General features: G+C 39.4%; 25 protein-coding genes and 1 pseudogene. 17 read left to right on the forward strand and 9 right to left on the reverse strand.

The window, feature by feature from the left end; translation table 11 throughout:
• Position 1: 1 nt before the first annotated feature.
• The 4 genes from glcT to ptsP all read left to right on the forward strand — a co-directional run bounded on the left by glcT (position 2) and on the right by ptsP (position 5,134).
• Positions 2 to 853: a glucose PTS transporter transcription antiterminator GlcT gene (glcT, locus tag BK575_RS05595; RefSeq protein ID WP_078409279.1), complete on the forward strand. Its 852-nt coding sequence runs from the start codon at positions 2 to 4 to the stop codon at positions 851 to 853.
• A gap of 221 nt (positions 854 to 1,074) precedes the next feature.
• Positions 1,075 to 3,126: a glucose-specific PTS transporter subunit IIBC gene (ptsG, locus tag BK575_RS05600; RefSeq protein WP_078409280.1), complete on the forward strand. Its 2,052-nt coding sequence runs from the start codon at positions 1,075 to 1,077 to the stop codon at positions 3,124 to 3,126.
• Between the two features lie 20 nt (positions 3,127 to 3,146).
• Positions 3,147 to 3,413, forward strand: a complete 267-nt coding sequence (locus tag BK575_RS05605; RefSeq protein WP_078409281.1) for a phosphocarrier protein HPr — start codon at positions 3,147 to 3,149, stop codon at positions 3,411 to 3,413.
• A complete protein-coding gene (ptsP, locus tag BK575_RS05610) occupies positions 3,413 to 5,134 on the forward strand; it encodes a phosphoenolpyruvate--protein phosphotransferase (RefSeq protein WP_078409282.1) in 1,722 nt (573 codons plus the stop codon). The genes BK575_RS05605 and ptsP overlap by 1 nt, the downstream gene beginning before the upstream one ends.
• 423 nt (positions 5,135 to 5,557) lie before the next feature.
• Here the strand turns inward: ptsP and BK575_RS05615 are convergent, their stop codons facing one another.
• Positions 5,558 to 6,445: a LysR family transcriptional regulator gene (locus tag BK575_RS05615; RefSeq protein ID WP_078409283.1), complete on the reverse strand. Its 888-nt coding sequence runs from the start codon at positions 6,443 to 6,445 to the stop codon at positions 5,558 to 5,560.
• A gap of 30 nt (positions 6,446 to 6,475) precedes the next feature.
• Between BK575_RS05615 and BK575_RS05620 the strand changes: the two genes are divergently transcribed.
• Together BK575_RS05620 and BK575_RS05625 are read left to right on the forward strand one after the other, a co-directional pair.
• Positions 6,476 to 6,802 carry a hypothetical protein gene (locus BK575_RS05620; RefSeq protein ID WP_078409284.1) on the forward strand — a complete coding sequence of 109 codons (327 nt, stop codon included), beginning with the start codon at positions 6,476 to 6,478 and terminating at the stop codon, positions 6,800 to 6,802.
• Positions 6,803 to 6,816: 14 nt separating this feature from the next.
• A complete protein-coding gene (locus tag BK575_RS05625) occupies positions 6,817 to 7,626 on the forward strand; it encodes a peptide ABC transporter permease (protein ID WP_235867313.1) in 810 nt (269 codons plus the stop codon).
• 106 nt (positions 7,627 to 7,732) lie between these two features.
• Here the strand turns inward: BK575_RS05625 and BK575_RS05630 are convergent, their stop codons facing one another.
• The gene (locus tag BK575_RS05630) at positions 7,733 to 8,344 is read right to left on the reverse strand and encodes a nitroreductase family protein (protein ID WP_078409286.1); all 612 of its coding nucleotides are present in this window, start codon (positions 8,342 to 8,344) and stop codon (positions 7,733 to 7,735) included.
• Positions 8,345 to 8,566: 222 nt separating this feature from the next.
• On the opposite strand from BK575_RS05630, the gene BK575_RS05635 reads away from it, so the two are divergent.
• The 3 genes from BK575_RS05635 (at position 8,567) to BK575_RS05645 (ending at position 10,472) form a co-directional block, all read left to right on the forward strand.
• The gene (locus BK575_RS05635; protein WP_028396885.1) at positions 8,567 to 8,752 is read left to right on the forward strand and encodes a TM2 domain-containing protein; all 186 of its coding nucleotides are present in this window, start codon (positions 8,567 to 8,569) and stop codon (positions 8,750 to 8,752) included.
• A gap of 306 nt (positions 8,753 to 9,058) precedes the next feature.
• Entirely contained in the window at positions 9,059 to 9,940 is an 882-nt protein-coding gene (locus BK575_RS05640) for an NAD(P)-dependent oxidoreductase (protein WP_328589545.1), read from the forward strand.
• A 349-nt stretch (positions 9,941 to 10,289) separates the two neighbouring features.
• The gene (locus BK575_RS05645; RefSeq protein ID WP_078409288.1) at positions 10,290 to 10,472 is read left to right on the forward strand and encodes a hypothetical protein; all 183 of its coding nucleotides are present in this window, start codon (positions 10,290 to 10,292) and stop codon (positions 10,470 to 10,472) included.
• A 70-nt stretch (positions 10,473 to 10,542) separates the two neighbouring features.
• Here the strand turns inward: BK575_RS05645 and BK575_RS05650 are convergent, their stop codons facing one another.
• Positions 10,543 to 11,697, reverse strand: a complete 1,155-nt coding sequence (locus BK575_RS05650) for an aminotransferase A (RefSeq protein WP_078409289.1) — start codon at positions 11,695 to 11,697, stop codon at positions 10,543 to 10,545.
• A 146-nt stretch (positions 11,698 to 11,843) separates the two neighbouring features.
• Positions 11,844 to 12,083, reverse strand: coding sequence for an IDEAL domain-containing protein (locus tag BK575_RS05655; RefSeq protein WP_078409290.1), 240 nt, complete (start codon positions 12,081 to 12,083; stop codon positions 11,844 to 11,846).
• 153 nt (positions 12,084 to 12,236) lie between these two features.
• Here BK575_RS05655 and corA point away from each other — a divergent pair, with 153 nt between their 5' ends.
• Positions 12,237 to 13,214 (forward strand): magnesium/cobalt transporter CorA, encoded by a 978-nt coding sequence (gene corA / locus BK575_RS05660; RefSeq protein WP_078414662.1) that lies wholly within the window; start codon positions 12,237 to 12,239, stop codon positions 13,212 to 13,214.
• A gap of 30 nt (positions 13,215 to 13,244) precedes the next feature.
• On the opposite strand, the gene BK575_RS05665 is transcribed toward corA, so the two are convergent.
• Together BK575_RS05665 and BK575_RS05670 are read right to left on the reverse strand one after the other, a co-directional pair.
• On the reverse strand, positions 13,245 to 13,442 hold the full coding sequence (locus BK575_RS05665) for a hypothetical protein (RefSeq protein ID WP_078409291.1): 198 nt from the start codon (positions 13,440 to 13,442) through the stop codon (positions 13,245 to 13,247).
• Between the two features lie 164 nt (positions 13,443 to 13,606).
• A complete protein-coding gene (locus tag BK575_RS05670) occupies positions 13,607 to 14,203 on the reverse strand; it encodes a TetR/AcrR family transcriptional regulator (protein ID WP_078409292.1) in 597 nt (198 codons plus the stop codon).
• Between the two features lie 209 nt (positions 14,204 to 14,412).
• Between BK575_RS05670 and BK575_RS05675 the strand changes: the two genes are divergently transcribed.
• Together BK575_RS05675 and BK575_RS05680 are read left to right on the forward strand one after the other, a co-directional pair.
• Positions 14,413 to 15,726: an MFS transporter gene (locus BK575_RS05675; RefSeq protein WP_078414663.1), complete on the forward strand. Its 1,314-nt coding sequence runs from the start codon at positions 14,413 to 14,415 to the stop codon at positions 15,724 to 15,726.
• A 116-nt stretch (positions 15,727 to 15,842) separates the two neighbouring features.
• Entirely contained in the window at positions 15,843 to 16,748 is a 906-nt protein-coding gene (locus BK575_RS05680; protein ID WP_078409293.1) for a chemotaxis protein, read from the forward strand.
• Between the two features lie 47 nt (positions 16,749 to 16,795).
• On the opposite strand, the gene BK575_RS05685 is transcribed toward BK575_RS05680, so the two are convergent.
• Positions 16,796 to 17,263: a YkyB family protein gene (locus BK575_RS05685; RefSeq protein ID WP_078409294.1), complete on the reverse strand. Its 468-nt coding sequence runs from the start codon at positions 17,261 to 17,263 to the stop codon at positions 16,796 to 16,798.
• 435 nt (positions 17,264 to 17,698) lie between these two features.
• Here BK575_RS05685 and BK575_RS28940 point away from each other — a divergent pair.
• Positions 17,699 to 17,841: pseudogene (locus tag BK575_RS28940) on the forward strand (GRP family sugar transporter); the annotation flags it as partial.
• A gap of 19 nt (positions 17,842 to 17,860) precedes the next feature.
• A complete protein-coding gene (locus tag BK575_RS05690; protein WP_078409295.1) occupies positions 17,861 to 18,646 on the forward strand; it encodes a glucose-1-dehydrogenase in 786 nt (261 codons plus the stop codon).
• Here BK575_RS05690 and BK575_RS05695 read toward each other — a convergent pair.
• Positions 18,643 to 19,158, reverse strand: coding sequence for a L,D-transpeptidase family protein (locus BK575_RS05695; protein WP_078409296.1), 516 nt, complete (start codon positions 19,156 to 19,158; stop codon positions 18,643 to 18,645). The genes BK575_RS05690 and BK575_RS05695 overlap by 4 nt on opposite strands.
• A 176-nt stretch (positions 19,159 to 19,334) precedes the next feature.
• Between BK575_RS05695 and BK575_RS05700 the strand changes: the two genes are divergently transcribed.
• Both BK575_RS05700 and BK575_RS05705 read left to right on the forward strand, forming a co-directional pair.
• Positions 19,335 to 20,873 carry a Ppx/GppA family phosphatase gene (locus tag BK575_RS05700; protein ID WP_169907562.1) on the forward strand — a complete coding sequence of 513 codons (1,539 nt, stop codon included), beginning with the start codon at positions 19,335 to 19,337 and terminating at the stop codon, positions 20,871 to 20,873.
• Positions 20,874 to 21,086: 213 nt separating this feature from the next.
• On the forward strand, positions 21,087 to 23,228 hold the full coding sequence (locus BK575_RS05705; protein ID WP_139367971.1) for an RNA degradosome polyphosphate kinase: 2,142 nt from the start codon (positions 21,087 to 21,089) through the stop codon (positions 23,226 to 23,228).
• 299 nt (positions 23,229 to 23,527) lie between these two features.
• Here BK575_RS05705 and BK575_RS05710 read toward each other — a convergent pair whose 3' ends face one another.
• Positions 23,528 to 23,761: a hypothetical protein gene (locus BK575_RS05710; protein ID WP_078409299.1), complete on the reverse strand. Its 234-nt coding sequence runs from the start codon at positions 23,759 to 23,761 to the stop codon at positions 23,528 to 23,530.
• Positions 23,762 to 24,068: 307 nt separating this feature from the next.
• Between BK575_RS05710 and BK575_RS05715 the strand changes: the two genes are divergently transcribed.
• Positions 24,069 to 25,790 carry a sensor domain-containing protein gene (locus BK575_RS05715; protein ID WP_078409300.1) on the forward strand — a complete coding sequence of 574 codons (1,722 nt, stop codon included), beginning with the start codon at positions 24,069 to 24,071 and terminating at the stop codon, positions 25,788 to 25,790.
• The last annotated feature ends 169 nt before the right edge of the window (positions 25,791 to 25,959 follow it).

Consider the following 25,959-nt stretch of genomic DNA (forward strand, 5'->3'; position numbering starts at 1 on the left):
CGTGCAAGGGTCCTTTGTCGTAAAAAAAGCATTGAACAACAATGTATTGATTGCGTCAAACAAAGAGTATGATGAGGTTGTTTTGATCGGGAAAGGAATCGGTTTCGGGAAGAAAAAAGGCGATGAGATTACATCGGAAGCTGTCGAAAAACTATTTTTACTAAAGAGCGAGCAAGAACAGGAGCAATATAAGCAGCTTCTAAACCATGTAGACGAGCGCTTTGTGGGACTTATGAATGATGCGATTTCTCATATTCAGCATCGGGTAAACGTACCGCTTAATGAGCATATCCATGTGGCGTTGACTGACCATATTTATTTTGCGATTAAGCGTATCCAGCAGGGTATGGGTTTGAAGAACCCTTTTTTATTGGAAACAAAAGCCTTATATCCGGATGAGTACACGATTGCCTCTGAGGTGGTGGACTTGATGAAGGAAAAAATGGGGATCGATCTTCCAAAAGGGGAAGTTGGTTTTATTGCTCTTCATATTCATAGTGCGTTGACAGCCAAACACATTTCAGAAGTAAATAAGCATTCACAGCTGATTCACACGATTATTGAAATGATTGAACATTCGTTTAAAATAGAGATTGATCGCGAATCCATTCATTATATGCGCCTCATTCGCCATCTGCATTTTGCGATTGAGCGTGTCAAGGCAGGAGAAAAAGTAGAAGAACCAAAAAAATTAGCTTTACTCTTGAAAGAGGAATACCCTCTATGCTACAATTTGTCTTGGAAAATCATAAAAGTGATGCAGCAGGTATTACAACTGCCAGTTTATGAAGCAGAGGCCGTTTATTTAACGATGCATCTGCAGCGATTGGTTAATAAAACAGAATTAGCATGATTCATTCATTTTGATACGTGTTACTGATTCGATCAGGCATGAGTAGAGAAGTGAAACACTGATGTGAAAGAGGCATTTTTGTGCCCTTTTACCGTCCAGTTGTTTCGTCTTTACTTGTGCCTTTTTTTTTCGTTCTGTGAGAAAAGAAAGCGTTTGATAAAGAATGACGTATCAATTCACTCGCTTGTTGCACACTACAAATAGAAAAGGAGGTACACCCTATGTTTAAAAAACTTTTTGGTGTATTACAAAAAGTAGGGAAAGCACTAATGCTTCCTGTGGCAATTTTGCCAGCAGCCGGTATTTTATTAGGAGTCGGTACAGCACTGCAAAATCCAACTCTATTAGAGCGTGTTCCTGCTCTTGGGGGAGATGGGTTTCAGCTCGTTGCTAATGTGTTAGCACAAGCTGGGGATATTATCTTTGCCAACTTGTCGCTGTTGTTTGCAGTAGGGGTTGCCGTCGGTTTGGCTGGCGGAGACGGGGTAGCAGGTATTGCTGCAATCGTTGGTTATTTAATCATGAACAAAACCATGAGTACCATCTTAGTTGCTACAGGGAAGCTTGATCCGGCGATGATCGGTCAAGATCCTGCATTTGCCAGTATCTTAGGGATTCCGACCTTACAAACAGGAGTCTTTGGAGGTATTATCATCGGTATACTGGCAGCATCGATGTACAATCGTTATTTCAATATTGAACTGCCATCGTACTTAGGATTCTTCGCAGGTAAACGTTTCGTACCTATTATCACAGGGGTATTAGCAATTATTCTTGGTGTTGTTTTAATCTTTGTATGGCCGCCGATTCAAGGTGGGTTAAATGCTTTTTCAAAAAATATGATTGGCGCGAATCCGACTATATCAGCCTTTATTTTCGGAGTTATTGAGCGCTCATTAATTCCGTTTGGATTGCATCATATTTTCTATTCGCCATTCTGGTTTGAGTTTGGAGAATATGTGAATAAAGCGGGTGAAGTTGTCCGCGGTGACCAAAAAATCTTCTTCGCTCAGTTGAAAGACGGTGTGGAATTAACAGCTGGTACCTTTATGGTTGGGAAGTTCCCATTCATGATGTTTGGTTTGCCGGCAGCGGCGTTAGCAATGTATCATGAAGCGCGTCCGGAAAACAAAAAATACGTCGCGGGTATCATGGGTTCAGCTGCATTAACATCGTTCTTAACAGGTATTACAGAACCACTGGAGTTTACATTCTTATTCGTCGCACCGATTTTATTCGGTATTCACGCAATCTTTGCCGGTTTATCCTTCATGATCATGGAAATCTTGAATGTAAAAATCGGGATGACGTTCTCAGGCGGGGTTATCGATTATATGCTGTTCGGTGTGTTACAAAACCGTACAGACTGGTGGTTGGTCATTCCGGTTGGATTAGTATTAGCGGTTATTTATTATTTTGGATTCCGCTTCGCGATTCGCAAGTTTGACTTGAAGACTCCGGGCCGTGAAGATAAAACGGAAGAGGCGGAAGAAGGTACTGTAGAAGCAGGAGAACTTCCAAGTAATGTATTGGCAGCACTCGGAGGCCAAGCAAATATTTCTCACTTAGATGCTTGTATTACACGTCTTCGTGTATCTGTAAATGATGCGAAAAACGTGGATAAAGAGCGTTTGAAAAAACTTGGCGCTTCAGGTGTCCTGGAAGTGGGTAATAACATCCAAGCGATCTTTGGTCCAAAATCCGATACATTAAAAGGACAGATCAAAGATATTATGGAAGGGCGTACGCCAATTGCTGTGAAGGAACCAAAAGCAGTAGAAAAAGAAGTCATCACACCAGCTTCTATGAGCGGCAATGGTGACGATCTTGTTTCTCCAATCAAAGGAGAAATCGTGCCTCTTTCTGAAGTGCCGGATCAAGTTTTTTCACAAAAACTGATGGGAGACGGTTTCGCGATTATTCCTTCTGAAGGCACAGTAGTTGCGCCGGCGGATGGAAAAATAGTAAACTTATTCCCGACAAAGCATGCCATTGGAATTGAAACGACGAATGGTCGCGAAATTCTAGTTCACTTTGGTATTGATACTGTTAACTTAAAAGGCGAAGGCTTTGAGGCTCTTGTTTCTCAAGGCGATGAGGTGAAAAAAGGTCAACCATTATTGAAGGTCGATTTAGACTTTGTCAAAAATAATGCACCTTCTGTGATTACACCGATCATTTTCACGAACTTACAAGCTGATGAAAAAGTTAACATCTTAAAGAAAGGTCAAGTTGACCTAAAAGAAGAAAACGTTGTAAATATTTCTAAGTAAACAAAAGGAGATTGATTATCATGGCAGAAAAACAATTCACAGTAGTAGCAGATTCAGGAATCCACGCTCGTCCAGCGACAACATTAGTACAAGCAGCAAGCAAATTCGATGCAGATGTAAACTTAGAGTACAATGGCAAAACGGTTAACTTAAAATCCATCATGGGTGTTATGTCTTTAGGTATTCCAAAAGATGCTGTTATTAAAATCACTGCTGAAGGCTCTGATGCAGGAGACGCTGTTGCTGCTCTAGAAGATACAATGAAAAAAGAAGGATTAGCAGAATAATGGCAAAAGAAATTTCAGGCATTGCCGCATCAAGCGGCATTGCCATTGCCAAAGCTTTTCGTCTTGAAAACCCAGAGTTAACAGTTGAAAAAACAGCAGTAACAGATACAGATGCAGAAACAGCACGTTTTGAACAAGCACTTGTACAATCTACATCAGAGCTTGAAGTAATCAAAGAACATGCTCGTAAAGAGCTTGGCGAAGATAAAGCAGACATTTTCGCTGCACATCTTCTTGTACTGAGCGATCCAGAACTTATCAATCCTATTAAAGATAAAATCAAAACTGAGCAAGTGAATGCTGAATATGCTTTAAATGAAGTAGCAACGATGTTCATCAATATGTTCGAGTCTATGGACAACGAATATATGAAAGAGCGTGCAGCAGACATTCGTGACGTAACAAAACGCGTATTAGCTCACCTTCTAGGTGTAACCATCGCAAACCCAAGCATGATTTCTGAAGAAGTGGTGATTATTGCCGAAGATTTAACTCCTTCAGATACAGCTCAATTAAATCGTCAATACGTAAAAGGCTTTACAACAGATATCGGCGGACGTACTTCGCACTCAGCGATTATGGCTCGCTCAATGGAGATCCCGGCGGTCGTTGGAACAAAAACAGTGACAGCAGACATCGCAAATGGGGTTCTGGTTATTGTAGACGGATTAGACGGTCAAGTTATTGTTGATCCTGCTCCGGAAACGGTTAAAGCATATGAAGAGAAAAAAGCGGCATATGAAGCACAAAAAGCAGAATGGGCGAAGCTTGTTAACGAGAAGACTGTATCAGCTGACGACCATCATGTAGAATTAGCAGCTAATATCGGTACACCTGAAGATGTAAAAGGAGTACTAGAAAACGGCGGCGAAGGTGTCGGCTTATACCGTACAGAGTTTTTATACATGGGGCGCGATACGCTTCCAACAGAAGAAGAACAGTTCAATGCTTATAAAACAGTATTAGAACGTATGGAAGGCAAACCGGTTGTTGTTCGTACATTGGATATCGGCGGTGACAAGGAACTTCCTTACTTAGATCTTCCGAAAGAGATGAATCCATTCTTAGGATTCCGTGCGATTCGCCTATGTCTTGAAATGCAAGATATGTTCCGTACCCAACTTCGTGCGTTATTGCGTGCAAGTGTACACGGCAACTTAAAAATCATGTTCCCAATGATTGCAACACTTGATGAATTCCGTCAAGCGAAAGCTATTTTAATGGAAGAAAAAGAAAAGCTTCAATCCGAAGGTATTGCAGTTTCTGACAATATTGAGATAGGAATGATGGTGGAAATTCCATCTTCTGCAGTTATTGCGGATCTATTTGCGAAAGAAGTAGATTTCTTCTCAATCGGAACAAATGACTTGATTCAATACACATTAGCAGCTGACCGTATGAACGAGCGTGTTTCATATCTTTATCAGCCATATAACCCAGCGATTCTTCGTTTAATCAAAATGGTTATTGATGCAGCTCATAAAGAAGGAAAATGGGCAGGCATGTGTGGAGAAATGGCTGGAGATGAAATTGCGATTCCAATCCTTCTTGGACTGGGGTTAGACGAATTCTCAATGAGTGCAACATCCATCTTAAAAGCACGTTCTCAAATCCGTCACTTATCAAAAGCAGAAATCGAGAAACATGTAGATACCATTCTTTCAATGAATACAACAGAAGAAGTTATGGCATTTGTTAAAGAAACTTTCCATATTGGATAACAATAAAAAACGTTTGGCCTTTTTAGGTCAAACGTTTTTTATATGGAGTTGGTAGTTTAAGATAGTATACAAATAAGAGAGTCGTCTTGCATGGGACAAGACGACTCATCTTTGGGAGAAAAGAGTAACATGAGATTATGCAAATGGGTCTAGAGATCATGAATTCATCGTATCACGCTTAGTTACGTATATGATGAATCTTACATTTATTAGTTTATAAGAGATTGCGCTTTCCGTAAAATACATAATAGTTATAGTTACTATGCAAGGAAACTATATATAATCCACATAAAGAATTTAGCATGGGCAGCCGGCCTTTTTTGTTAATTCAAGATGAAGAATCCCAAAATCCTAAAAAAGGGCCTGAACCAAGTTAATGTTAAAAACTTAAATTATATTTATATATAATTCATTCTCAGCGTTTTAAGATAAACCAAGGAAGTTGGACCGAAGGTGATCTAGAAAGGCTTTTGTTGCTATCGAGATGTAACGGTCTTTTTTGATGATTAAGCCGAGTTCCCATGGAATGATATCATCCAGGTCAATAATGCTTACGTGGTCATGGTTAAGTTTTTGACAGATAGATTGAGGGAATAGGGCTATGCCAAGATTGGCAGCGACCATCTCTCCAATAAAATCCCACTGAGAGCTTGTATAGGCAATATTCGGTTGGAATCCTGCCCGTAAGCATTCATTATAAATGATTTCGTGCATAGAAAAATCTTCATGAAACATGATAAACGATTCGTCTTTCAGTTCAGCCAATGAGACAAACTTCCTTCCCGAAAAAGAATGTTTTTTAGGCATGACAACCTGAAGCTTTTCTTTCGCGAATGGAATGAATTCAAATTTTGCATCATCTACAGGAAGAAGAACGACCCCTACATCCACTTCACCTTGCTCCACAATTCGTTCCATTTTCTTCGCTCCAAACTCAATCATTTGAATATGAATGAGCGGATAAGAATCACGGAATGATTTCATGATGCGAGGAAAAAACAACGTTCCAATGATAGGAGGGATACCAAACTTAATCGTTCCTCTTTTTAAGTTCATTAAATCATAGAGGGAGTTGGATAAGTCATTGAGCGAGCTAAGCACCACTTCTGCTTGCTGAAAAACAATCTCGCCGGCATCCGTTAGCTGGATTCGCTTTCCCGATCTGTCGATGAGCTTGATGCCAATTTCATCTTCCAAAGATTTAACCATCTTGCTCAAGGAAGGCTGAGAAATATGTAATACTTCTGCTGCTTTTGTAAAGCTTTTTTGTTTTGCGACTTCGTAAAAGTATTGAAGCTGACGGACGTCCATGTAAATCTCCTTTCAAAAGAGTTAATCTTGATGTCGTATGTAAGTATAAATACAAAGCATATTATAACGATTTTTACAATCATTGTCATTGTTATTGAGTATACAAGAGAGCATCATGATCAGCAGGAGAAACACTTTCACTTTTATTTAATTAACGATATAATAAAGGGAACTGCATTCGTGGAATTTCCTTTATTTTTAACAGATAGTAGTTCATATCCGCGCGATACGGATCACACAGACATTGCGGCGGAGCGCGGTGTTATTAGTTTGTGTTCCTTTATTCGGGCATTAACAGGCAGTGATTTCTACTTCACCTTCTTAGGTTACATTAAAAAGGGGCTTATTGCCCGTTAATGCGGAGTAAATCAATGAAGAGCGAACATCATGTAAGGTGGTTAGAACGGTTGAGCAAAACAGACGGCATACGAGACCTTATTTATATAAATGGCAATATAAATGAAAAGTGCTTTATAACGTATGGTATTGAATTCAAGGAATTTGTGTATTCACTTCCATCTCCAATTTCCAATATTTTATTGCTAAAACATCAATATGATGAGAGTGATTTTCATTTTGGAACATTGCTTGATTATGTGGAAGGTGAACAGATTCATAAATTGGCGCAGGATCATGTATACGGTTACGGAAACTTTTGTTGGATAGATGTAGAGGACATTTCATCGCTTAACCTTCTTGAACCTCATGATTTGGCTGCTTTGTTATATTTGGGACATTACCAAAAGCCGTTAAACAGCCAGTTTAATAATAAACTAAATAATCAATTTGTTTATTTGGCCCATGATGACGGGTGGTTTAATAAAACGTACTATAAAGATATATATGATATGAAGCATTTAATGAGCCGAATTGTCCCATTAAAAATATCTTCTTTAAACCAAAAGCGTTTTTCATTGCTGCGAAAAAAATCGGAATATCCGCCATTGCCGCTTGTATTGGTGAATACATTGTTAACGTTAACGAATGACGGGCTTTTAATCGATTTTCAGCATATGGTTCATACCCGTAAAGATGTACAAGTTCCCGTCTATACAATCGGTGAATTTTTAGATATGGATGAAATGTATAATGAAGTGGATGAGCATAAAAAAGCAAGTAAACTAAGAGCGAACCTTATTCTAAATAAAAAAGATTTAGAATGGAGTTTAATTGAAAATTAAAAGAAGATGATTCAAAAGGTAAAAACATACCTTTTGAATCATCTTCCTAAAAAGACCCGTCACGGACATCTAGTAAAACTAGGGATTCAGTAACGGGTCTTTTTCGTTACAACCACGTAGACAGTTGTTCTACCGGGAGACGTGCACTAGAGTGTGCAGGTTTAAGAGCTTTCCCAACTGAAATGAGCATAACCGGAATGTAACGATCAGATACTTGAAACTCTTCAATGAACTGCTGCACATTGAATCCACCCATCGCACATGTATCATAGCCTTTCGCTTTTGCAGCGAGCATAAGCGTCATAGCAGCCAAGGAAGCATTGCTGAATGCTGCGTCCCGTGCATATACAGTATTTTGATATGCAGACTCAATTTGTCCTGCAAGCGTATTTTTAATTTCAGAAGTCATATATCCAGCTTCAACGAGAGGATTGTAAACAATTTCTGTATTTTTATTTGCTTCAAGATCTCCTAAGATAGCGATGACTGCACCAGCCTCAACGACTTGCTTCTGATTATAGGAAATAGGGAGTAACCTTTCTTTTGCTTCATCATTCAAAAAAACCATGAATTTCCAGTGTTGAAGATTCCAGGCGGATGGAGTCTTTCCAGTAGCTTCTAATAATTCTGTTACCTCTTCTTTTGACAATTTTACGGAAGAATCGTAATGTCTTACAGACGCACGTTCGCTGACGATTTCAAAAAAATCTTTTGTCATATGATGACCTCCTCTATGTAAGTAAAAACAAGTAATTCATTATCGGGCGGTTACGACAGATTACGACAAAAAACCGCATGAGCCAAATTTTATCGAACAGAGCCTTGAAAAGCAAGTAATATGTTTAGTCTGCATAAAGAACTTCTATTTCTTGCATGTATTCTCGCTTTTTATCATAAATTTATATAGCCGAATCATACTCTTTCATGAAGGGGAGCGTGAATGAGCAGACGAAAAAAGGCAGCGTTGTATGCGATTTTTTTAGGGAGCTTTGGGGTTCATAAATTTTATTTAAAACAGCCGGTACAAGGTATTTTATATCTGCTTTTTTGTTGGACAGGTATTCCGACGATTATCGGTTTAGTGGAAGGGTGCGTGTATTTACTTCTTTCAGACGAGAACTTTTAATAATGAGGGTGCTGCGGAAGATGGTGATAACTTTCGTAACATCCGTTTTTTTAATAGGCTGTTTTTGCAAACTTTGTTGCTATTTAACAAGTAGTGGGGAGTGGTTGATTTCCGCTCCAGGTTGCTCGCTTTCTGCAGGAGTCTCGCACCTTCCGCTCCAACCAACCTTAAACGGCTATCTTTCAAGAAACCTATCTAAAAATAACAATCTTTTAGAAAAGAGCCTTTTAATAAGGGGGTCAGCTCTTTTTCCTTTTTTCTGGCCTGGTTATAAAGTAAAATAATAACAATGAAAGAAGGGAGAAGATTGAAATGAACGGGAAAACAAAGGTTGGATTCATTGGTACTGGCGTGATGGGCAAAAGTATGGCTCGTCATTTGATGAAGGCGGAATATCAGGTGTATGTTTACACAAGAACAAAGGAAAAAGCAATGGATTTATTGGAAGAAGGGGCTATTTGGAGAGAAAACCCTGCCGATTTGGCTTCGGAAGCGGATATTATCATTACAATGGTAGGCTATCCGAGAGATGTCGAAGAGGTTTATTTAGGAGAATATGGTCTCTTGAACCATGCCAAACCTGGTACATATTTTATTGACATGACCACTTCCACTCCAACTTTAGCCAAAAAGATCTATGAAGAAGCGAAAAAGCGTAACATGTACTCGTTGGACGCCCCTGTATCGGGAGGAGATGTGGGGGCACGTCAGGGGACTTTGACAATTATGGTCGGAGGCGACGAGGAAGCATTCAACGACTGTTTGCCGCTTTTGCATCTTTTAGGAAAGAATGTGATTTTGCAAGGAGAAGCAGGGGCAGGACAGCATACGAAAATGTGTAATCAGATTGCCATCGCTTCCAATATGGTAGGTGTTTCAGAGGCGATCGTTTATGCAGAGAAAGCAGGATTAAAGCCAGAAAGTGTATTACAATCCATTTCCGCAGGAGCAGCAGGAAGCTGGTCACTGAGCAATTTGGCCCCCCGTATGATTGAAGGAGATTTTGAACCGGGCTTTTATATTAAACATTTTATTAAAGATATGGGAATCGCATTAGAAGAAGCGGAAGCCATGAATATGGATACTCCAGGGTTGGCGCTGGCTAAAAGACTGTATGATTCACTTGCCGAAAAAGGAGAAGAGAACAGCGGAACTCAAGCTCTTTACAAGCTTTGGAAGGCTAACTAAGAAGCCAAAAAGCAAAAAGGCTTAAAAGAGAAGCCGAAGCAGAGTTGACGTCCAAAAATTTAATCTCTCATTAACGAGCAGTAAGACCCCTACTTCAAAACTTGGCTTCATCGCGGAAGCTTAAGTGGAGGATAACTGCCCGTAAAAGCCCGGTCAAAGGAACATAGACTAACATCGCTGTTTCCTGCGGCAACGTCTGCGTGACCCGCATCGTGCGGGCCTAACTAACCATCGGTGGGAGATGAGGGAACCCCCCAGCGATGGAAGTTTTCCTTTATTGGATTCATATAAAAAGGTTATTTGCCTACACTATACGTGTACGAAATTTTTCAGAAGAGGGGTTAGGCAAATGGCAAAGCGTACAAAGAAGAATGATGCTGATCAAAAAAGTAAAAAAGGTTTTGACTCTGCGGTTATTGATTCCGAGTTCAGTCATGAATTTGGAAGTGCTGCTGCAAATAAAGTTCATAAAGATAAAGCTAAAAAAGAAAAAGCGTCTAAAAATGATGGAAAGTATAAAGGCGGCCTATAGCTGATAAGAAACTCCCCTCATCGAAGGGGAGTTTCTTGTTGGTCGATAGAAAAAAACGATGGTCAAGCGTTTAGCGTGAGGACATATATTGTTCTATTCGATCTAATGCTTTTGTTAGTGTTTCGCTGGCATAAGCGTAAGAAAGACGAACATACCCTTCCCCAAACGATGAAAAAGCATTACCCGGTACGAGAGCGACACCGGCTTTTTCCATAAGCTCTAATGCAAATTCAAATGAACTATGATGGAATTTGTGAATGGATGGGAAAATGTAAAACGCTCCGTTTGGTTTTTCTACATCAAATCCTATTTTTAGTAACCGATTATATACATAATTCATACGTTGCTCATACTGTATTTTCATCATTTTTGGGTCTGCTTTCCCTGTTGTTAATGCAGAGAGGGCAGCAGATTGAGAGATGGAAGAAGCGCACGTAACATTATATTGATGGACTTTGAGAATATGGCGGCAAATATTGGCGGGAGCGAAAAGAAAACCGATCCGCCATCCTGTCATCGCATGCGATTTTGACAACCCATTAATCACAATCGTTTTCTCTTTCATTTTAGGAAATGAGGCGATGGAATGATGTTGTCCAGTAAACACAAATTCGCTGTAAATTTCATCTGACAGCACAAAAATATCTCGATTCTCCAGTAAAAGGGCAATGTCTCTTAATTCTTGCGCCGATAGTGTCATCCCTGTCGGATTGGAGGGGTATGGAAGAACAATACAGCGCGTGCGTTCTGTTATGTATGGCTCCATGAGATCAGCTGTTAAACGGAAGCCCGTATTTGTTGTATCTATATGAATAGGTTGGGCTCCGCAAAGACGAATAATCGGCTCGTAACCGGGATAAACCGGACCTGGCAAAAGAACTTCGGACCCGCTCGATAGAATGGTTCGCAACGTCACATCTATGGCTTCGCTTGCTCCTGTTGTGACAATAACCTCAGATTGGGCATCATAAGCTAAGTCGTACTGTTCATCCATAAAACTAGCAGCCGCTTCACGTAATTCAAACATACCGGCATTGTGTGTGTAAGATGTCATGTTTTGATCGATGGCATTTTTCCCTGCAGCTTTAACATGATTCGGCGTCGAAAAGTCGGGTTGACCGATGGTTAGGGAGAGAACATTTTCATGCTGTGAGACCATATTAAAAAATCTTCGAATACCAGAGATTTGAATGCTTTGAACAAGAGGATTGATAAGGTGTTCCATGATTTGGCCATCCTTTCCATTTCATTGAAAAGATCATTGTATTTAGCATAACCATAATGCCAAGAACGATGAACAAAAAAAGAAGTGCACCAAAACCCCTAAAATACACATGGTCCTAGCGCACTTCTAATCGTTTATATTTAGTTCTATGAAGGGGAAGGTTCCTTTTTAAGCAACTGATTATACAAGTTACTGTAATGGATGAACGCTTCTTTGTCTTTTTGATCCAATGCACGGTCAAGTAAGGTTTGGATATGTTTTTTATTAAAGGAATAAGTAAGAAAATCTAATAAAGCAGCCGTTTCTTTTTCATAAAATTTTGTTTTTAATGTTTGATACACATTCATTTGATTCGTTGTTTTTGATTTATCGTCATATTGTTTCATCACTCTTGCTCCTTTCTCCTTGGCTATGAACTTATTTCGTGTTTACCCGCATTCCTTGTAATTAATCCTGTGGTGTACGAATTTTTTGACATGTTTTTAGTCTGAGAAAAAGGGAATGTTTAAACATAGATGGAAAAGAGAAATGGGGATTATATGATTCGAACATGTGCAATTAAAAAGAATGGAGAAGTAAAATATGATTTGTCCTTACGGGCATTGCAAAGACCGGATATTGCCTGGTACTGGGTGGATTTTGAGCAGCCGACAGAGGAGGAGTCAAAGTTTTTGGCGACTCATTTCCGCTTTCATCCTTTATCCATCGAAGACTGTCTGGAATTTGTACAACGTCCCAAAATGGACTTTTTCGATAAATATGTATTTATTATATTACATTGTATTAACCAAAACACATTAAATGCAGAAGAAGTGGACTTTTTCATAGAAAACAATTATCTGGTTACTTTTCACGAAAGGCCGGTAAGGGGGCTCAATAACCTATGGGTAAGGATGAAAAAAGAGGAAGCGTTACAAAAAGGGCCAATGGCAGTTTTTCATGCTGTTATGGATAAGTTGGTAGATGATTATTTTCCGCCCATTTATCGCATAGAAGATCGTCTAAATGAAATTGAAGATGACACAAGCAGGTATGGAGGAACAGGAAATCTTATGGATGAAGTGTTTGACATTCGAAGTGAGCTGTCGAAACTTCGCCGTACGGTCATGCCGATGAGAGATTTATTATACCGTATTATTAACTCTGAACGCATGACTCAAGTGAGCGATCAAAAAATCTACTTTCAAGATATTTATGATCATTTGCTTAAGTTAGCCGAGTTAATCGAGGCTAACCGCGATTTTACGTCCGATATTCGGGACAGTTATCTTTCCATCAATTCCGACCGGATGAACCAGGTGATGATGACATTAACCGTCATTACAACCATCTTTATGCCCTTAACCTTTATTGCAGGGGTATATGGAATGAATTTTGAACATATGCCGGAATTAGAAGGAAAATACAGTTATTATATCGTATTAGGAGTTATGTTCCTCCTCGCCATGGTAATGACGGTATTTTTTCAGCGAAGAGGGTGGTTTAGAGTAAATAAGAAACCGAAACATACAGATTAAAAATGACACGTGAATGTTCACGTGTCATTTTTAATCTGTATACACAGCGCCTTCACGCCAGTAGACCGGAGAGGCGACATATCCAAAGTCAACTTTCCGGTTATTTAATGTCACGATACAATGTTCCGTACCTGCTTGTTTTTGAATAGCAGAGAAAACGGATTTATCTACATCTTCCAAGATGGTCATCTCATTATTATGATGAAATAAAATGACAGAGCCTTTCATCTTCAGTACACCTTCTTTAATGTTAGCTTTGTTAAAGAGCCATGTTAATGTCTCAATCCATTGTGTAGTATAAATTTTTTCTTTTTAAACGTCCAGCCTTTTTTTCACATTCATATTTTTCAGTTAATTGGAATCGATTTCGTTGAGTTTAGAGTAGATAATGGTCAATCTTCAATTGAAATGCCTTTAAACAACAAAGGCATAGATTGACGAATTAACGTTGATAAAGGCAGGGAATCTTCACTTGTGCACCAATAAAATAGGACTCCTGTAAAATGATGAACCATCATGAGGGCGAATTGTTCGAAATAAAAATTGTCAGCAAATTCGTTTCTTTTTCGTCCCTCTTCGAATAAAAGAATGAGCAGTTCTTCAAACTTTCTTGATTGCAACACTTCTTTACGTTGAAAGGACTCATCCGTGATGAGGACGTGATAAAGGGAACGGATGAGGGGACGGCCCGATTCTTCAAGATGGAGAGCTATGTTCTCCCATAAACGGTACAAGCCTTCTTTAATTTTACCCTCTTCTTCAAAAATCTTTTCTGCTTCTTTTTCCATATATTCTGCTTGCTGTTCCTGAATGGTGTGAAGAACGGCTTGTTTCGATTCAAAGTAGTTGAAAAAAGTTCCTTTGGCAACCCCTGCAGTGGCTGTAATTTGGGAAACGGTCGTCTTGCCGTATCCTTGCCTTTTGAACAATTCTATGGCAGTTTGCTGCAAGAGTTTTTTCGTCTGTTCTTTTTGTTGGGCTCTTCTCATGGCTATTCAACTCCGCATATATATTTAGTCAAGGAATGTACAGTTATACGTTAATATATGGATGAATTATAGTAATTAAATAATAGAGTCTCCGAATGTGTATTCTTTCATAAGAGCATGTAAACATTTTGTAAAGGAACAGGACTTCAGGGGATATACATGGAAGTAAACATCAAAACTTGCTAAAGGGCGTGAAGCGGATGACGGAGATGAAGACGAAGACGAAAAGGGTGGAGAGCAAGATGAAAAAGGGGTCATCTTTTGCTGTGTATTGTTCTCTTCCCATACTAGGATGGGCATTATATGATTTTGCCAATACAATTTTTTCATCCAATATTACTACAATTTTTTTTCCGTTTTACTTACAAGAAACGATTGGTAAAAACGATGAGCTTAACCAAGTTGCAAGCACTTTCATCTCCTATGCGAATGCTTTGGCGAGTATACTTCTAGTCATCTTTTCTCCACTTTTTGGAGTGATGATTGATCGAACGGGAAAGAAGAAACAGCCTCTTGTCACGCTTGCCCTTTTATCCATTGCATGTACAGCAGGAATGGGGATAGCTGCTTTTTGGCAGGAAAATGCGTCTTTGTCGCTTCTGATGGTCATTCTCTTGTTTGTCCTGGCAAAATTTTTTTATCACTCCAGCCTCGTTTTTTATGACAGCATGATTTCAGATTTAGGAAATGAAAAAGAGCTGCCGCTTATTTCGGGATTTGGAGTCGCTATTGGATATATTGGAACATTGGTTGGTCTTCTTGTGTATTTGTTTGTTGGAGACGGTCAGTTTCATCATGCTTTTATTCCAACCGCGCTGCTTTATTTTTTATTCACATTGCCGCTCATTCTGTGGGTAAAAGAGGAGAGAAAAGAAAAAAGCGATGAAAAGGAAGAGAGGTTTTCTTTTTTCAACGGCTATAAAGATATCATTCAAACATTCCGTGAAGCAAAGAGGCATAAGTCTATTTTTTTATTTATGTTAACGTATTTTTTTCTTAATGATGCCATTGCTACCTCGATTGCAATGATGGCTGTGTATGCAAAAGCAGTCGTCGGATTTACGACTGATATGTTTATTGTCCTTTATTTAATTTCTACGGTAGCGAGCGTCATCGGTTCATTTCTATTTGGATATATTACTAGGTCAGTGGGAGCGAGAAGAGGAATTACGTATGTCGCTTTCATCTTGATAATGGCCCTTATTTTGGCGGTGACAGCCGTCCGTTCTGCCGCCTTTTGGATTTCGGGAAGTTTGTTTGGTGTGGCACTGGGAGCCATGTGGGTCACAACGAGGACGCTGATTGTGGAACTAAGTCCGCCTAATAAAGCCGGCCAGTTTTTTGGATTGTTCGCTTTCTCGGGAAAGGTTTCAGCGATACTAGGTCCTGCTGTATATGGAACGGTGACGCTCGTTTTTGCCCATACAGGCAATCTGGCAAGCCGCCTTGCCTTATCATCTCTGCTTCTTTTTGCGGTCATAGGCCTCTTCATTCATTTAAGAACACCCTATGAACAGGAATAAAGAAGTGAGAATCTTACTGCCCGTTAATGCGGGATAAACTTTTTATATGTAACAGCCGATGATATAAATGTAGAAAACACAAATGACAAGACTTAAAGATGGAAGGACGAAAAATTATGGCACAAGATAAAGGGATTTTACTGGAAACCGGAACGAATGAATTAGAAATTGTCGAGTTTGGAATAGGTCAAATTAAATTTGGGATAAACGTTATTAAAGTAAAAGAGATTATTAACCCGGTTCCAATCACTCCCATCCCGCATGCCCATCCGTATGTAGAAGGAATTATTGAACTGAGAGGAGAGGTACTGCCAATTGTGAACGTAGCCACAGCTTTGAACATGGCACCATCTTCTACGCCAGATAAAGATAAGTTTATCGTAACGGAATTCAACAAGCAGAAAATGGTCTTTCATGTTCATCACGTTACACAAATTCATCGAATTTCATGGAAACAGATTGAAAAACCGTCTCAAATGTACCAGGGATTAGAGACCCAAATTACAGGGGTTATTAAAATGGAAGACCATATGCTGTTAATGCTCGATTTTGAAAAGATTGTAACAGATGTTAACCCGGACTCGGGAATTAATATAAGTTCTGTTAAAAAATTAGGGTTAAGAGAAAGATCGAACAAACGCATTGTCATTGCAGAGGATTCACCGCTTCTGCGCCGTCTTGTTTCGGATACACTAGAAGAAGCTGGTTATGTGAATGGGGAATTCTTTGAAAATGGGCAAGATGCCCTTCATTATTTAGAATCACTTGTAGAAAATGGTGCGGCCATTGAAGACCAAGTCCATTTAGTCATTACAGATATTGAAATGCCGCAAATGGATGGCCATCATTTGACGAAGCGAATTAAGGAGGATCCAAGGCTATCTGTCTTACCGATTATTATTTTCTCCTCTCTTATTACTGAGGATTTACGTCATAAAGGGCAAATGGTCGGAGCAAACGGGCAGGTGAGCAAACCTGAGATCGCTGAACTGATCCGAATGGTAGACGAACATATTTTATAATTGAAAAGAGGAAGGAACCTGCTGTGCAGGTTCCTTCCTCTTTTCAATTAAAAATAACTTTTCCCGAGCGGCTTAAACACAGGGGCCTGTTTTTTTCTATGTAGATACAACGGGTGTTGAGGCGGCTTTACCCAGTATCCGGCATATTTGGATAGAATACGCTTTGCGTAGGACAAAGACATGGATGTTTTAGGGTTTCGGTATTGGTGATTTAAGTGACCGAGGTGCGGAAGTTGTTGAAAGTCTTCTTTTTTAGGAGGCATATGAAAATAGTAGTCCCCAACAGAAACGAGTACATCAGATTTTTGTTGGCTTTTTCCAGGGTTTGGAGAGAAGTGAAGGCCTTCTTTTTTTGCTTTTCCTTCCGTGAGAAGTTTTTCTAAAGCAAGCTTCTTTAACGTATACAATTTTTTTGGGTCTGGTGCTGCCTTAGCATGACGATTCACTGTAAAAATGGCTTGTGCCAATTCATTTACAGATTCCTCCAAAGGTTCGTGGCCGTTTAAGTCGGACATAATGACACTCCTTCTTTTTATTTATCTATTCCTCTTTTTTACAGAAAAATTTAATGTTCTTCATCGAATGTTTGTTTCTCTATAATATTATATACCCAGATTCCGCTTTTGCAAACGAGAGATATTTTTAGCGGAAAACCAGTTTCCTGAATAACTTGTTTCAAAAAAGTTTAAAAGAGATAAAGGAAACTTCCATCAGTGGGGATTTTTCTTTATCCCCACTGATGGTTAGTTAGGCCCGCAGGACGCGGCGATGTTAGTCTGTGTTCCTTTATTCGGGCTTTTACGGGCAGTTATCGCCCGCTTAGAATTCTCCGATTTTTCTCAATTCTTGAAGTGGGGGTTTACTGCCCTTTAATGCGGGGTAAAAAGAGTGAAAATAAAAAACAGCCTTCATGAACCTTCCCTTTTTAAGAAAGAATAAATCATACATATTCTCAAATGGGAATCATCATTTCAACATTCGACGGCATCTTTTTACTTGGAGAAAAAAATCAAAAAGACAAATGGTATTTGTAATCATTGGAAGTATTTTGATTATTACAGGCGGTATCCTGCTTGGATTCACAAAAAAATAACAGAAAGGGAGCGAGTAGTATGTATCAGGATTTAGCCGGGAAAACAGCGGTGATTACAGGCTCTTCAAGCGGAATCGGTAAAGCCATCGCCATTCGTTTCGGTCAAGAGAAAATGAAAGTGGTAGTCAATTATTTGGGTACTCCAGAGAAAGCAGCTGAAGTGGTAGCCGAGATTAAAAAAGCTGGAGGTGATGCGATTGCCGTCCAAGCCGATGTATCAAAAGAAAATGACATGAAAAGGTTGCTTGAAGCTGCTCATACCTCTTTCGGAAGTTTGGACGTTATGGTCAATAATGCCGGGATTCAAACTGAAATTCCTTCTCACGAGATGACGCTTGATGATTGGAATAAGGTGATTTCTGTTAACTTATCAGGAACTTTTTTAGGTTCGAGCCAAGCCATTAACTATATGTTAGAGAATGGGATTAAAGGGTGTGTCATCAATATGTCAAGCGTCCATGATGTCATTCCATGGCCTCATTTTGTTCATTATGCCTCAAGTAAGGGGGGCATTAAGATGATGACAGAAACATTGGCCCTTGAATATGCCCCAAAAGGAATTCGGGTGAATGCGATTGGCCCAGGTGCTATTAACACGCCTATCAATACAGAAAAATTTTCGGACCCGAGTGTGAAATCATCTGTAGAAAAGATGATTCCGATGGGGTATATTGCCGAATCAACAGAAATTGCCTCTGTCGCTGCTTTTTTAGCCTCGAAAGAAGCAAAGTATATAACGGGTGTGACCCTTTATGCTGATGGGGGAATGACATTGTACCCAAGCTTTCAAGCAGGCAAAGGTTAAGGAGAAGAATAGGCGCGTGAAGGTCGGATATATACGGCTGTTCCATTTGGAATAATGGAAGCCAGTTCATTCACATTTTCATTGTACATTCGAATGCAGCCTTTAGAGACCGCTTTCCCAATAGAATTCGGCTGGTTCGTTCCGTGAATACCATAGTGTATTTTTGATAAACTGAGCCACATTGTTCCGAACGGGCCTCCCGGATTCGGTTCACGGTTGACAATAACAAAGTTACCAATCGGCGTTGCTGACAGCATCTTCCCTACAGCGATGGGATATGTTTTCACCGTAATGCCGTTTCTTCTTAGTTCAAGCTGCTTTTCCTTCAAATATATATAGATCGTATACGGAATGCTTTCTTTCGGAGGTAATCCCGGGATGATAATGATTTGCCCAGGCATAATGATATTGGGATTAATGGATGGATTGGCCGAAATGATAGCTTGAAGAGAGCGGCGATAATCAAGGGCAATGGATGACAATGTTTCGCCCGGCTTTACAGTATGGTTCACACCTGTTCCTCCTTTTCAAGATGATGAACTAATGTATTGTATTGCGATGCTGTTCAAAAAATGCCCGAATATACTGGAAAGGCACAGAAAAAGCGTAATATTAATGGTTGTGAAATTTGATTGGAATCAGCTAGAATATTTATAACAGTATATTCAGTAAACTACATAAGTAAAGGATGTTAGAACAGTTGAGCGATAAGTATGCAATGATTGATATAGGGTCTAATACGATGCGTCTTGTCATATATGAACATGACTCGCGAAAGAAATTCAAACAATTAGAAAATGTAAAAGTAGTAGCGAGACTTCGTAACTATTTAAATGAAGAACAGCAGTTGAGCGAAGAGGGAATCAATGTACTAATCGATACGCTGTGCAGTTTTCAAATTATTACAAGACATCACAGTGTGCAACATGTAAAGTGTGTAGCGACTGCAACTGTCCGTCAGGCAGACAATCGCGAAGAAATATGCCGCCTTGTTCAAAAACTGACGGATTTCGAAATGACCATTTTATCCGAGTATGAAGAGGCCTTTTACGGATTTCTGGCCGTAGTGAATTCGACCGATATACCAGAAGGTATCACCATTGATATCGGAGGCGGGAGTACAGAAATCACGTACTTTTTAGATCGGCAGCTTATTGAGTATCATAGTTTTCCTTTCGGAGCGTTATCTTTACAGCTTCAATATGTAAAAGAGGACACCCCGACAGAAGAAGAGCGAAAGGCAATTAAGCAGTTTGTCCAATCCCAGTTCGAAACGATTCCTTGGTTACATGGAAAACAAGTACCTATTGTAGCCATTGGAGGAAGTGCACGTAACATGGTGCAGCTTCATCAAAGTTTTATTCATTACCCATTGGCGGGTGTTCACCAATATGAAATGATGCTATCCGATATTCAACTGCTAAAGAAACAGCTTAGCGGTATGAATTACCAAGAACTTCAAAGATTGGAAGGGTTGTCGAAAGATCGGGCGGATACGATTTTGCCGGCCATGGAAGTATTTGAATCACTGTGCGAATTAACAGAAGCCCCGCGATTCATCCTGAGCAGAAAAGGTCTTAGAGAAGGCCTGATGTTTGAAGAATTGATCAAGCCCCTTGGAATCGGTCTTTACCCCAATGTATTAGAGGAAAGTTTTCAAGAGCTTGTGATGGATTTTGAGATTGACACGGAGCATGTCACGCAGGTCACGAAGATCGCCAGTTTGTTGTTTCAACATTTTCGTATGCATCTTGACTTTCCAATGGGGGATAAGGACCTTTCTTTATTAAAAAGAGCGGCCCAAGTTTTTCATCTTGGGGAGTATATCGATTCTGAATCGAGCAGTCAGCATACTTTTTATTTATTGGCAAACCGAACGATTGACGGGATACGTCATAAAGACAGGCTGAAGCTGGCATTACTTGCCTCTTATAAAGGTAAATCGGCATTTCGTCAATATATGGAACCATTTAAAGACTGGCTTACAAAAGAGGAACAAAAAACACTTCGTTTCTTAGGGGCTGTTTTGAAGTTTGCCTCAAGCTTAAATGCTACGAAAAGAAATATTGTGAAACATCTTGATATAGATGCGAATTCAACTGGATTTACGATCAAAATTTTATGTTGCAGTGACTATCGAGCAGAAGAATATCAAGCAGAAAAACAAAAAAAACATTTAGAAAAAGTAACAAAGCAGCCCATTGTATTACAGTTTCAGAAATTATAAGCGCAGAGCATTCAGCGCTTATAATTTTTCTATTTACTCATCACCAATAAAATATATTTTTTCTGAAAATTAAGATTATAAAACCCTCTTATGTTGAATATATCACTAACAAGAAATTTACATTATATTTACACTTAATTAACATTTCGATGGTATCGTGAAGTGGAAAAGATAACTAAAAATAGAGAATTTAAGTAAGGGTGGGCAATGAAGATGGGAACAACCATTACATCAATAGAGCAAAAAAACTTAGGACATCCATCAAATTATAATAACCGGGAACTAAGCTGGCTTGCTTTTAATCAACGTGTTTTGGAAGAAGCAATAGATAATCGGAACCGTCTTTTAGAGAGGTTTAAATTTTTGGCCATTTTCGCTTCCAATTTAGACGAATTTTTTATGGTGAGGGTCGCCGGACTGAAAGACCAAGTGAAGGCAGGTTTTAATAAACCGGAAAATAAAGCAGGTCTTACCCCGAAAGAACAACTTTCCTCTATCTCCAAAAAAAATCACACACTTGTGAATCTACAATACGAAACGTATAACCAATTAATTCCACTTCTTGAAAGGGAAGGTGTATCAATTCTTGGTCTCCAAGATGTAAATAAGAAACAAACAGCTTTTTTGGAAAAATATTTCGAAGAACAAATTTTTCCAGTTTTAACTCCAATGGCCGTGGATGCTTATCGCCCGTTTCCAATGCTGCTAAATAAGAGTTTAAATTTAGCCATTATATTGGCGAATGATCCAGAGGAGGAAGAGAAAGAGGAAGAGGGAGAGATGGAAAGACTGCATGGCAAATTGGCTATTGTTCAAGTCCCTGCTGTCCTAACCCGCTATATCGAATTACCAAATCAAGCGGGAAATAGAGTGTTTGCCTTGCTTGAAGATGTTATTTCTCATTTTATTAATAAATTATTTAAAGGGTACGATGTAAAATCGGTTACTCCTTTTCGAATTACAAGAAATGCAGACATGACGATTCATGAAGAAGGAGCTCGCGATTTATTAAAGGAAATTGAAAAAGAGCTGAAAAAGCGAAAGTGGGGTGCGGCGGTTCGATTAGAGATAAAGGGCCAAGAGTATGATGAACAATTGCTCTATTATTTAAAGGAAGAATTGGAGATTCATGAAAAGGACATTTATTGTGTGGACGGTCCCCTTGATTTAACATGCTTATTCCCTTTTTCCAAAGCGGTGGAAGCAACACATGAACATTTAGCTGATGAAACGTTAATCCCACAGCCTCCAAAAGATTTGGGTTCGCATGAAGATGTGTTTGAAAAGACATTGCAGGAAGACATTTTACTTCATCATCCGTACGAATCGTTTGAGCCGGTGGTTGATTTTATATCGGATGCCGCAAATGATCCGGATGTATTGGCTATTAAGCAAACGCTCTATCGTGTAAGCGGTGACTCACCCATTATCAAAGCTTTAAAAAGAGCTGCTGAAAACGGAAAGCAAGTAACAGTTCTAGTGGAATTGAAAGCCCGTTTTGATGAAGAAAACAATGTTCACTGGGCAAAAGAGTTGGAACAGGAAGGCTGCCATGTTATTTACGGCATGAATTATTTAAAAACACATAGTAAAATTACGCTTGTAGTTCGACGGAAAAGCGGTCGAATCGAACATTTTGTCCATTTGGGAACAGGCAATTACAATGATGCCACCGCCAAGATTTATACGGATATGGGACTCATTACGGCAAATAAAAAAATCGGTATTGATGCGACCAACTTTTTTAATTATTTAAGCGGCTACACAGAAAAGCCATCGTACCATCATTTATCCATCGCACCATTTAATATTCGAAAAGATTTTATCGAACTCATTGATCAAGAAATTGAATTTCATAAAAAACATAGAAACGGGCGTATTATCGCCAAGATGAATTCGTTGACAGATAAGCCGATCATGATGAAATTGTATGAAGCATCTAACGCGGGAGTGAAAATTGATTTAATTGTTCGGGGGATTTGTTGTTTGCGCCCTGGTATTAAAGGGGTAAGTGAGAACATCAAAGTCCGAAGTATTGTCGGACGATTCCTTGAACATAGCCGGATTTATTATTTCCATCATAACGGGGAAGAAAAACTGTTTTTATCGTCGGCTGATATGATGACGAGAAATATGGAGAAACGGGTGGAGATTTTATTTCCTATTTTCGATGGACGATTAAAGAAACGAATCAACAAATGGATGTCCATTATGCTGGCAGATAATGCGAAGGCACGAGAACAAGATGAGCATGGAAATTATTACTATGTGACTAGAAAAGACGGTGAACCCCTCATTGACAGCCAAACCATTTTATATGATATGGCCTATCAAGTAAAAGAAGATGAGGAGTAATAAAGGAAACTTCCATCAGTGGAGGTCTTACTGGCTGTTAATGCGGGATAAAAAATAGGGCGGCGGCTCGAAGGACATTTTCATCCTTTGAGCCGCCGCCCTAAAAGAGTTTGGCATAAGATTTCAGTCAAATGGTCTGATACGTGGTATAGGATAAGAAATAAAGGAAACTTCCATCACGGGGAGCTTCTTTCATCCCACTGATGGTTAATTGAGGCCCGCATGATGCAGGATAAACGAGTCTCGAATAGTTTTATGACACAGGAAAGTTCTTGTGAAATGAGGAACGAGCTTCCATTTTATCGATAAAATGGAGGGGCGTAAGGCGGATAAGGCGCATAAGGCGGAACTCCGTATGGCCCGTAAAATGGAGGAGGGCAACACGGGGCACCGTAAAAACCGGGCCGCCCAATGAAAGCACCCGCCGCAAGTCCTCCTAAGAGCCCTCCTGCTAATCCGCCTAGGAATGGAAATCCGATGAAGCGGTTTCCTCCGTAAGGGGCACCGCCGCGATAATAACCGTATGGGTACATGAATAAAAACCTCCTTGTTCATTGTCTTAATAGTGTATGGTCATGTTAATGGGAATGAGCATGGCCTAAGCGCAAAACTGACAGGAAGTACGATATAGAAATGTAAAAAAACATTAGGAAGGACAGCGTCCTGCTTTTTATTTCTAGCAAAGAGTTTCTGGCGCGTTGTTTATCATTTGGATGAAAGGTTCAAAAGTAACGGGAAATTAATACTATAAATACAGTGAAAAAAGAAAGAAGAGTAGTGCCACAGATGGAGGAATGTGCTACTATAAAAAAGAAGCCGAAATGCAACAGGATGAGGGACATGTATAACTTAGACTTTAAAAATATATACTCAGAAAAATCAGAAAAGATAAACAATATTGAGAATGCGCTCATTCAAACGATTTTAGAACATATTCACGATTTAGTTTATATTATGGAAGTCGATAACCAATTGAATTTTCGTTATATATTTGTCAACGAGGCAGGAAAAAATCATGCAAAATTGTTGCGAGCATATAAAGGTAAGACGCTGCATGAGGTTTTACCTGAAGAATTGGCAAGCAGCTTACACGCCTGTTATAAGAAAGCTGCCACAACAAAGGGAAAAGTAACATTTCGCGATGAAATTACACTTCCAGACGGAAATATTATGCACGGGGAATCCGTTTTGACCCCTGTATTAAATGAAAACGGCAGATGTGTATATGTAGTCAGCATTACAAGAGATATTACTGAACAGTTGAACAATGAGCGAATCATAAGCGAAATGGCGTTTTATGATTATTTGACAGGCCTGCCTAATCGCAATTGGTTAAAAAAATCCGTATCTCAAATGATTGAAAAATCAAAAAAAGAACAAACATCATTTGCGCTCTTATACTTTGATTTAGATCGTTTTAAATTTATCAATGATACGCTTGGGCATGATGTAGGAGATCAGTTGCTCAAGGATGTATCAATGCGTTTGAGGACGCTTATACATAATGGAATAGAAGCATTCCGCCATGGCGGGGATGAGTTCCTGGTGACGGTCGAAAATACGGATGAAGAACAAGTGAAAGAGATCGCTGAAAGGATTTTAGCTTTATTTTCTGATGTTTTTGTTTACAGAGAACAAGAATGCTATATAACCCCGAGTATTGGCATTAGTATGTTTCCTAAAGATGGGCATAATTTGGAAACGTTAATCAAATGTTCCGACATTGCTCTGTATCGAGTGAAAGAGCAAGGGAGAGGAACGTATCAATTTTATCAATCTGGTATGAAGCAAGCGGCGCCCCATTCAATGAGGATTGAAACGAACTTGCGTAAAGCGGTAAAGCAAAAGGAGTTTATCCTGTTTTACCAGCCCCAAGTGAATTTGGGGACAGGACAAATCGAAAGCTTTGAAGCATTAATACGGTGGAACCACCCTCAAAAGGGGTTCATTCCTCCTGGGGAATTTATCCCTATTGCTGAAGAAACGGGGTTGATCATTCCAATCGGGAATTGGGTTATCGAAGAAGTATGCCGTCAAATTGCAGAGTGGAGCGAGCAAGGATATGGATATAAAACGGTAGCGGTCAATTTGTCCACCAGACAATTTCAGCAACTGTGCCTCGTAGAGCATATTGAAGACTGTATAATAAAATCCGGCATTCCACCCGGTTGTTTAGAAATCGAAATTACAGAGGGCGCTTTGCATGATTCTCGTGAAACCATTAAAGTATTGAACGAGTTAAAAAGAATTGGAGTAAAAATCGCGGTAGATGATTTCGGTACCGGTTATTCATCATTAAGCTATTTAAAAAGCTTTCCGATAGATTCTTTAAAGATTGATCAATCATTTATTCGCGATATTTTAATCGAAGAAAAAGACGAGGCTATTACAACCACTATTATACATTTAGCGAAAAGTTTATGTTTAACGGTTGTAGCGGAAGGCGTAGAGAAAGAAGAACAAGCAAGTTTCTTACGAAAAGTCGGCTGCGAAAAAGCTCAGGGCTTCCTTTTTAGCCGACCGCTCCCTAAGGGAGTATTAATAGAGCATTTACATAAATAAAGAAAGCGTGGTCAATTGAACACCTTTTACGAAGAGACGTCTCAAAAGACAGACAAAACATTAGTTTTGAGTCATTCTCTTGAAAGGACCCGTCATGAAAATCCAATAATATTAAGGGATTTTCATGACGGGTCTTTTCTATAAGATCTTTATCATATGATACTGTTGA

The sequence above is a fragment of the Priestia abyssalis genome (genome assembly GCF_002019595.1).
Classification (GTDB): Bacteria; Bacillota; Bacilli; order Bacillales; family Bacillaceae_H; genus Bacillus_BA; species Bacillus_BA abyssalis.

Excerpts from the sequence above, each read along its gene's own strand:
- ptsG (WP_078409280.1), top strand. The coding sequence starts at position 1,075 with ATGTTTAAAAAACTTTTTGGTGTATTACAAAAAGTAGGGAAAGCACTA.
- BK575_RS05605 (WP_078409281.1), top strand. The coding sequence starts at position 3,147 with ATGGCAGAAAAACAATTCACAGTAGTAGCAGATTCAGGAATCCACGCT.
- ptsP (WP_078409282.1), top strand. The coding sequence starts at position 3,413 with ATGGCAAAAGAAATTTCAGGCATTGCCGCATCAAGCGGCATTGCCATT.
- BK575_RS05615 (WP_078409283.1), bottom strand. The coding sequence starts at position 6,445 with ATGGACGTCCGTCAGCTTCAATACTTTTACGAAGTCGCAAAACAAAAA.
- BK575_RS05620 (WP_078409284.1), top strand. The coding sequence starts at position 6,476 with ATGTCGTATGTAAGTATAAATACAAAGCATATTATAACGATTTTTACA.
- BK575_RS05625 (WP_235867313.1), top strand. The coding sequence starts at position 6,817 with ATGAAGAGCGAACATCATGTAAGGTGGTTAGAACGGTTGAGCAAAACA.
- BK575_RS05630 (WP_078409286.1), bottom strand. The coding sequence starts at position 8,344 with ATGACAAAAGATTTTTTTGAAATCGTCAGCGAACGTGCGTCTGTAAGA.
- BK575_RS05635 (WP_028396885.1), top strand. The coding sequence starts at position 8,567 with ATGAGCAGACGAAAAAAGGCAGCGTTGTATGCGATTTTTTTAGGGAGC.
- BK575_RS05645 (WP_078409288.1), top strand. The coding sequence starts at position 10,290 with ATGGCAAAGCGTACAAAGAAGAATGATGCTGATCAAAAAAGTAAAAAA.
- BK575_RS05650 (WP_078409289.1), bottom strand. The coding sequence starts at position 11,697 with ATGGAACACCTTATCAATCCTCTTGTTCAAAGCATTCAAATCTCTGGT.
- BK575_RS05655 (WP_078409290.1), bottom strand. The coding sequence starts at position 12,083 with ATGAAACAATATGACGATAAATCAAAAACAACGAATCAAATGAATGTG.
- corA (WP_078414662.1), top strand. The coding sequence starts at position 12,237 with ATGATTCGAACATGTGCAATTAAAAAGAATGGAGAAGTAAAATATGAT.
- BK575_RS05665 (WP_078409291.1), bottom strand. The coding sequence starts at position 13,442 with ATGAAAGGCTCTGTCATTTTATTTCATCATAATAATGAGATGACCATC.
- BK575_RS05670 (WP_078409292.1), bottom strand. The coding sequence starts at position 14,203 with ATGAGAAGAGCCCAACAAAAAGAACAGACGAAAAAACTCTTGCAGCAA.
- BK575_RS05675 (WP_078414663.1), top strand. The coding sequence starts at position 14,413 with ATGAAGACGAAGACGAAAAGGGTGGAGAGCAAGATGAAAAAGGGGTCA.
- BK575_RS05680 (WP_078409293.1), top strand. The coding sequence starts at position 15,843 with ATGGCACAAGATAAAGGGATTTTACTGGAAACCGGAACGAATGAATTA.
- BK575_RS05685 (WP_078409294.1), bottom strand. The coding sequence starts at position 17,263 with ATGTCCGACTTAAACGGCCACGAACCTTTGGAGGAATCTGTAAATGAA.
- BK575_RS05690 (WP_078409295.1), top strand. The coding sequence starts at position 17,861 with ATGTATCAGGATTTAGCCGGGAAAACAGCGGTGATTACAGGCTCTTCA.
- BK575_RS05700 (WP_169907562.1), top strand. The coding sequence starts at position 19,335 with ATGTTAGAACAGTTGAGCGATAAGTATGCAATGATTGATATAGGGTCT.
- BK575_RS05705 (WP_139367971.1), top strand. The coding sequence starts at position 21,087 with ATGGGAACAACCATTACATCAATAGAGCAAAAAAACTTAGGACATCCA.
- BK575_RS05710 (WP_078409299.1), bottom strand. The coding sequence starts at position 23,761 with ATGTACCCATACGGTTATTATCGCGGCGGTGCCCCTTACGGAGGAAAC.
- BK575_RS05715 (WP_078409300.1), top strand. The coding sequence starts at position 24,069 with ATGTATAACTTAGACTTTAAAAATATATACTCAGAAAAATCAGAAAAG.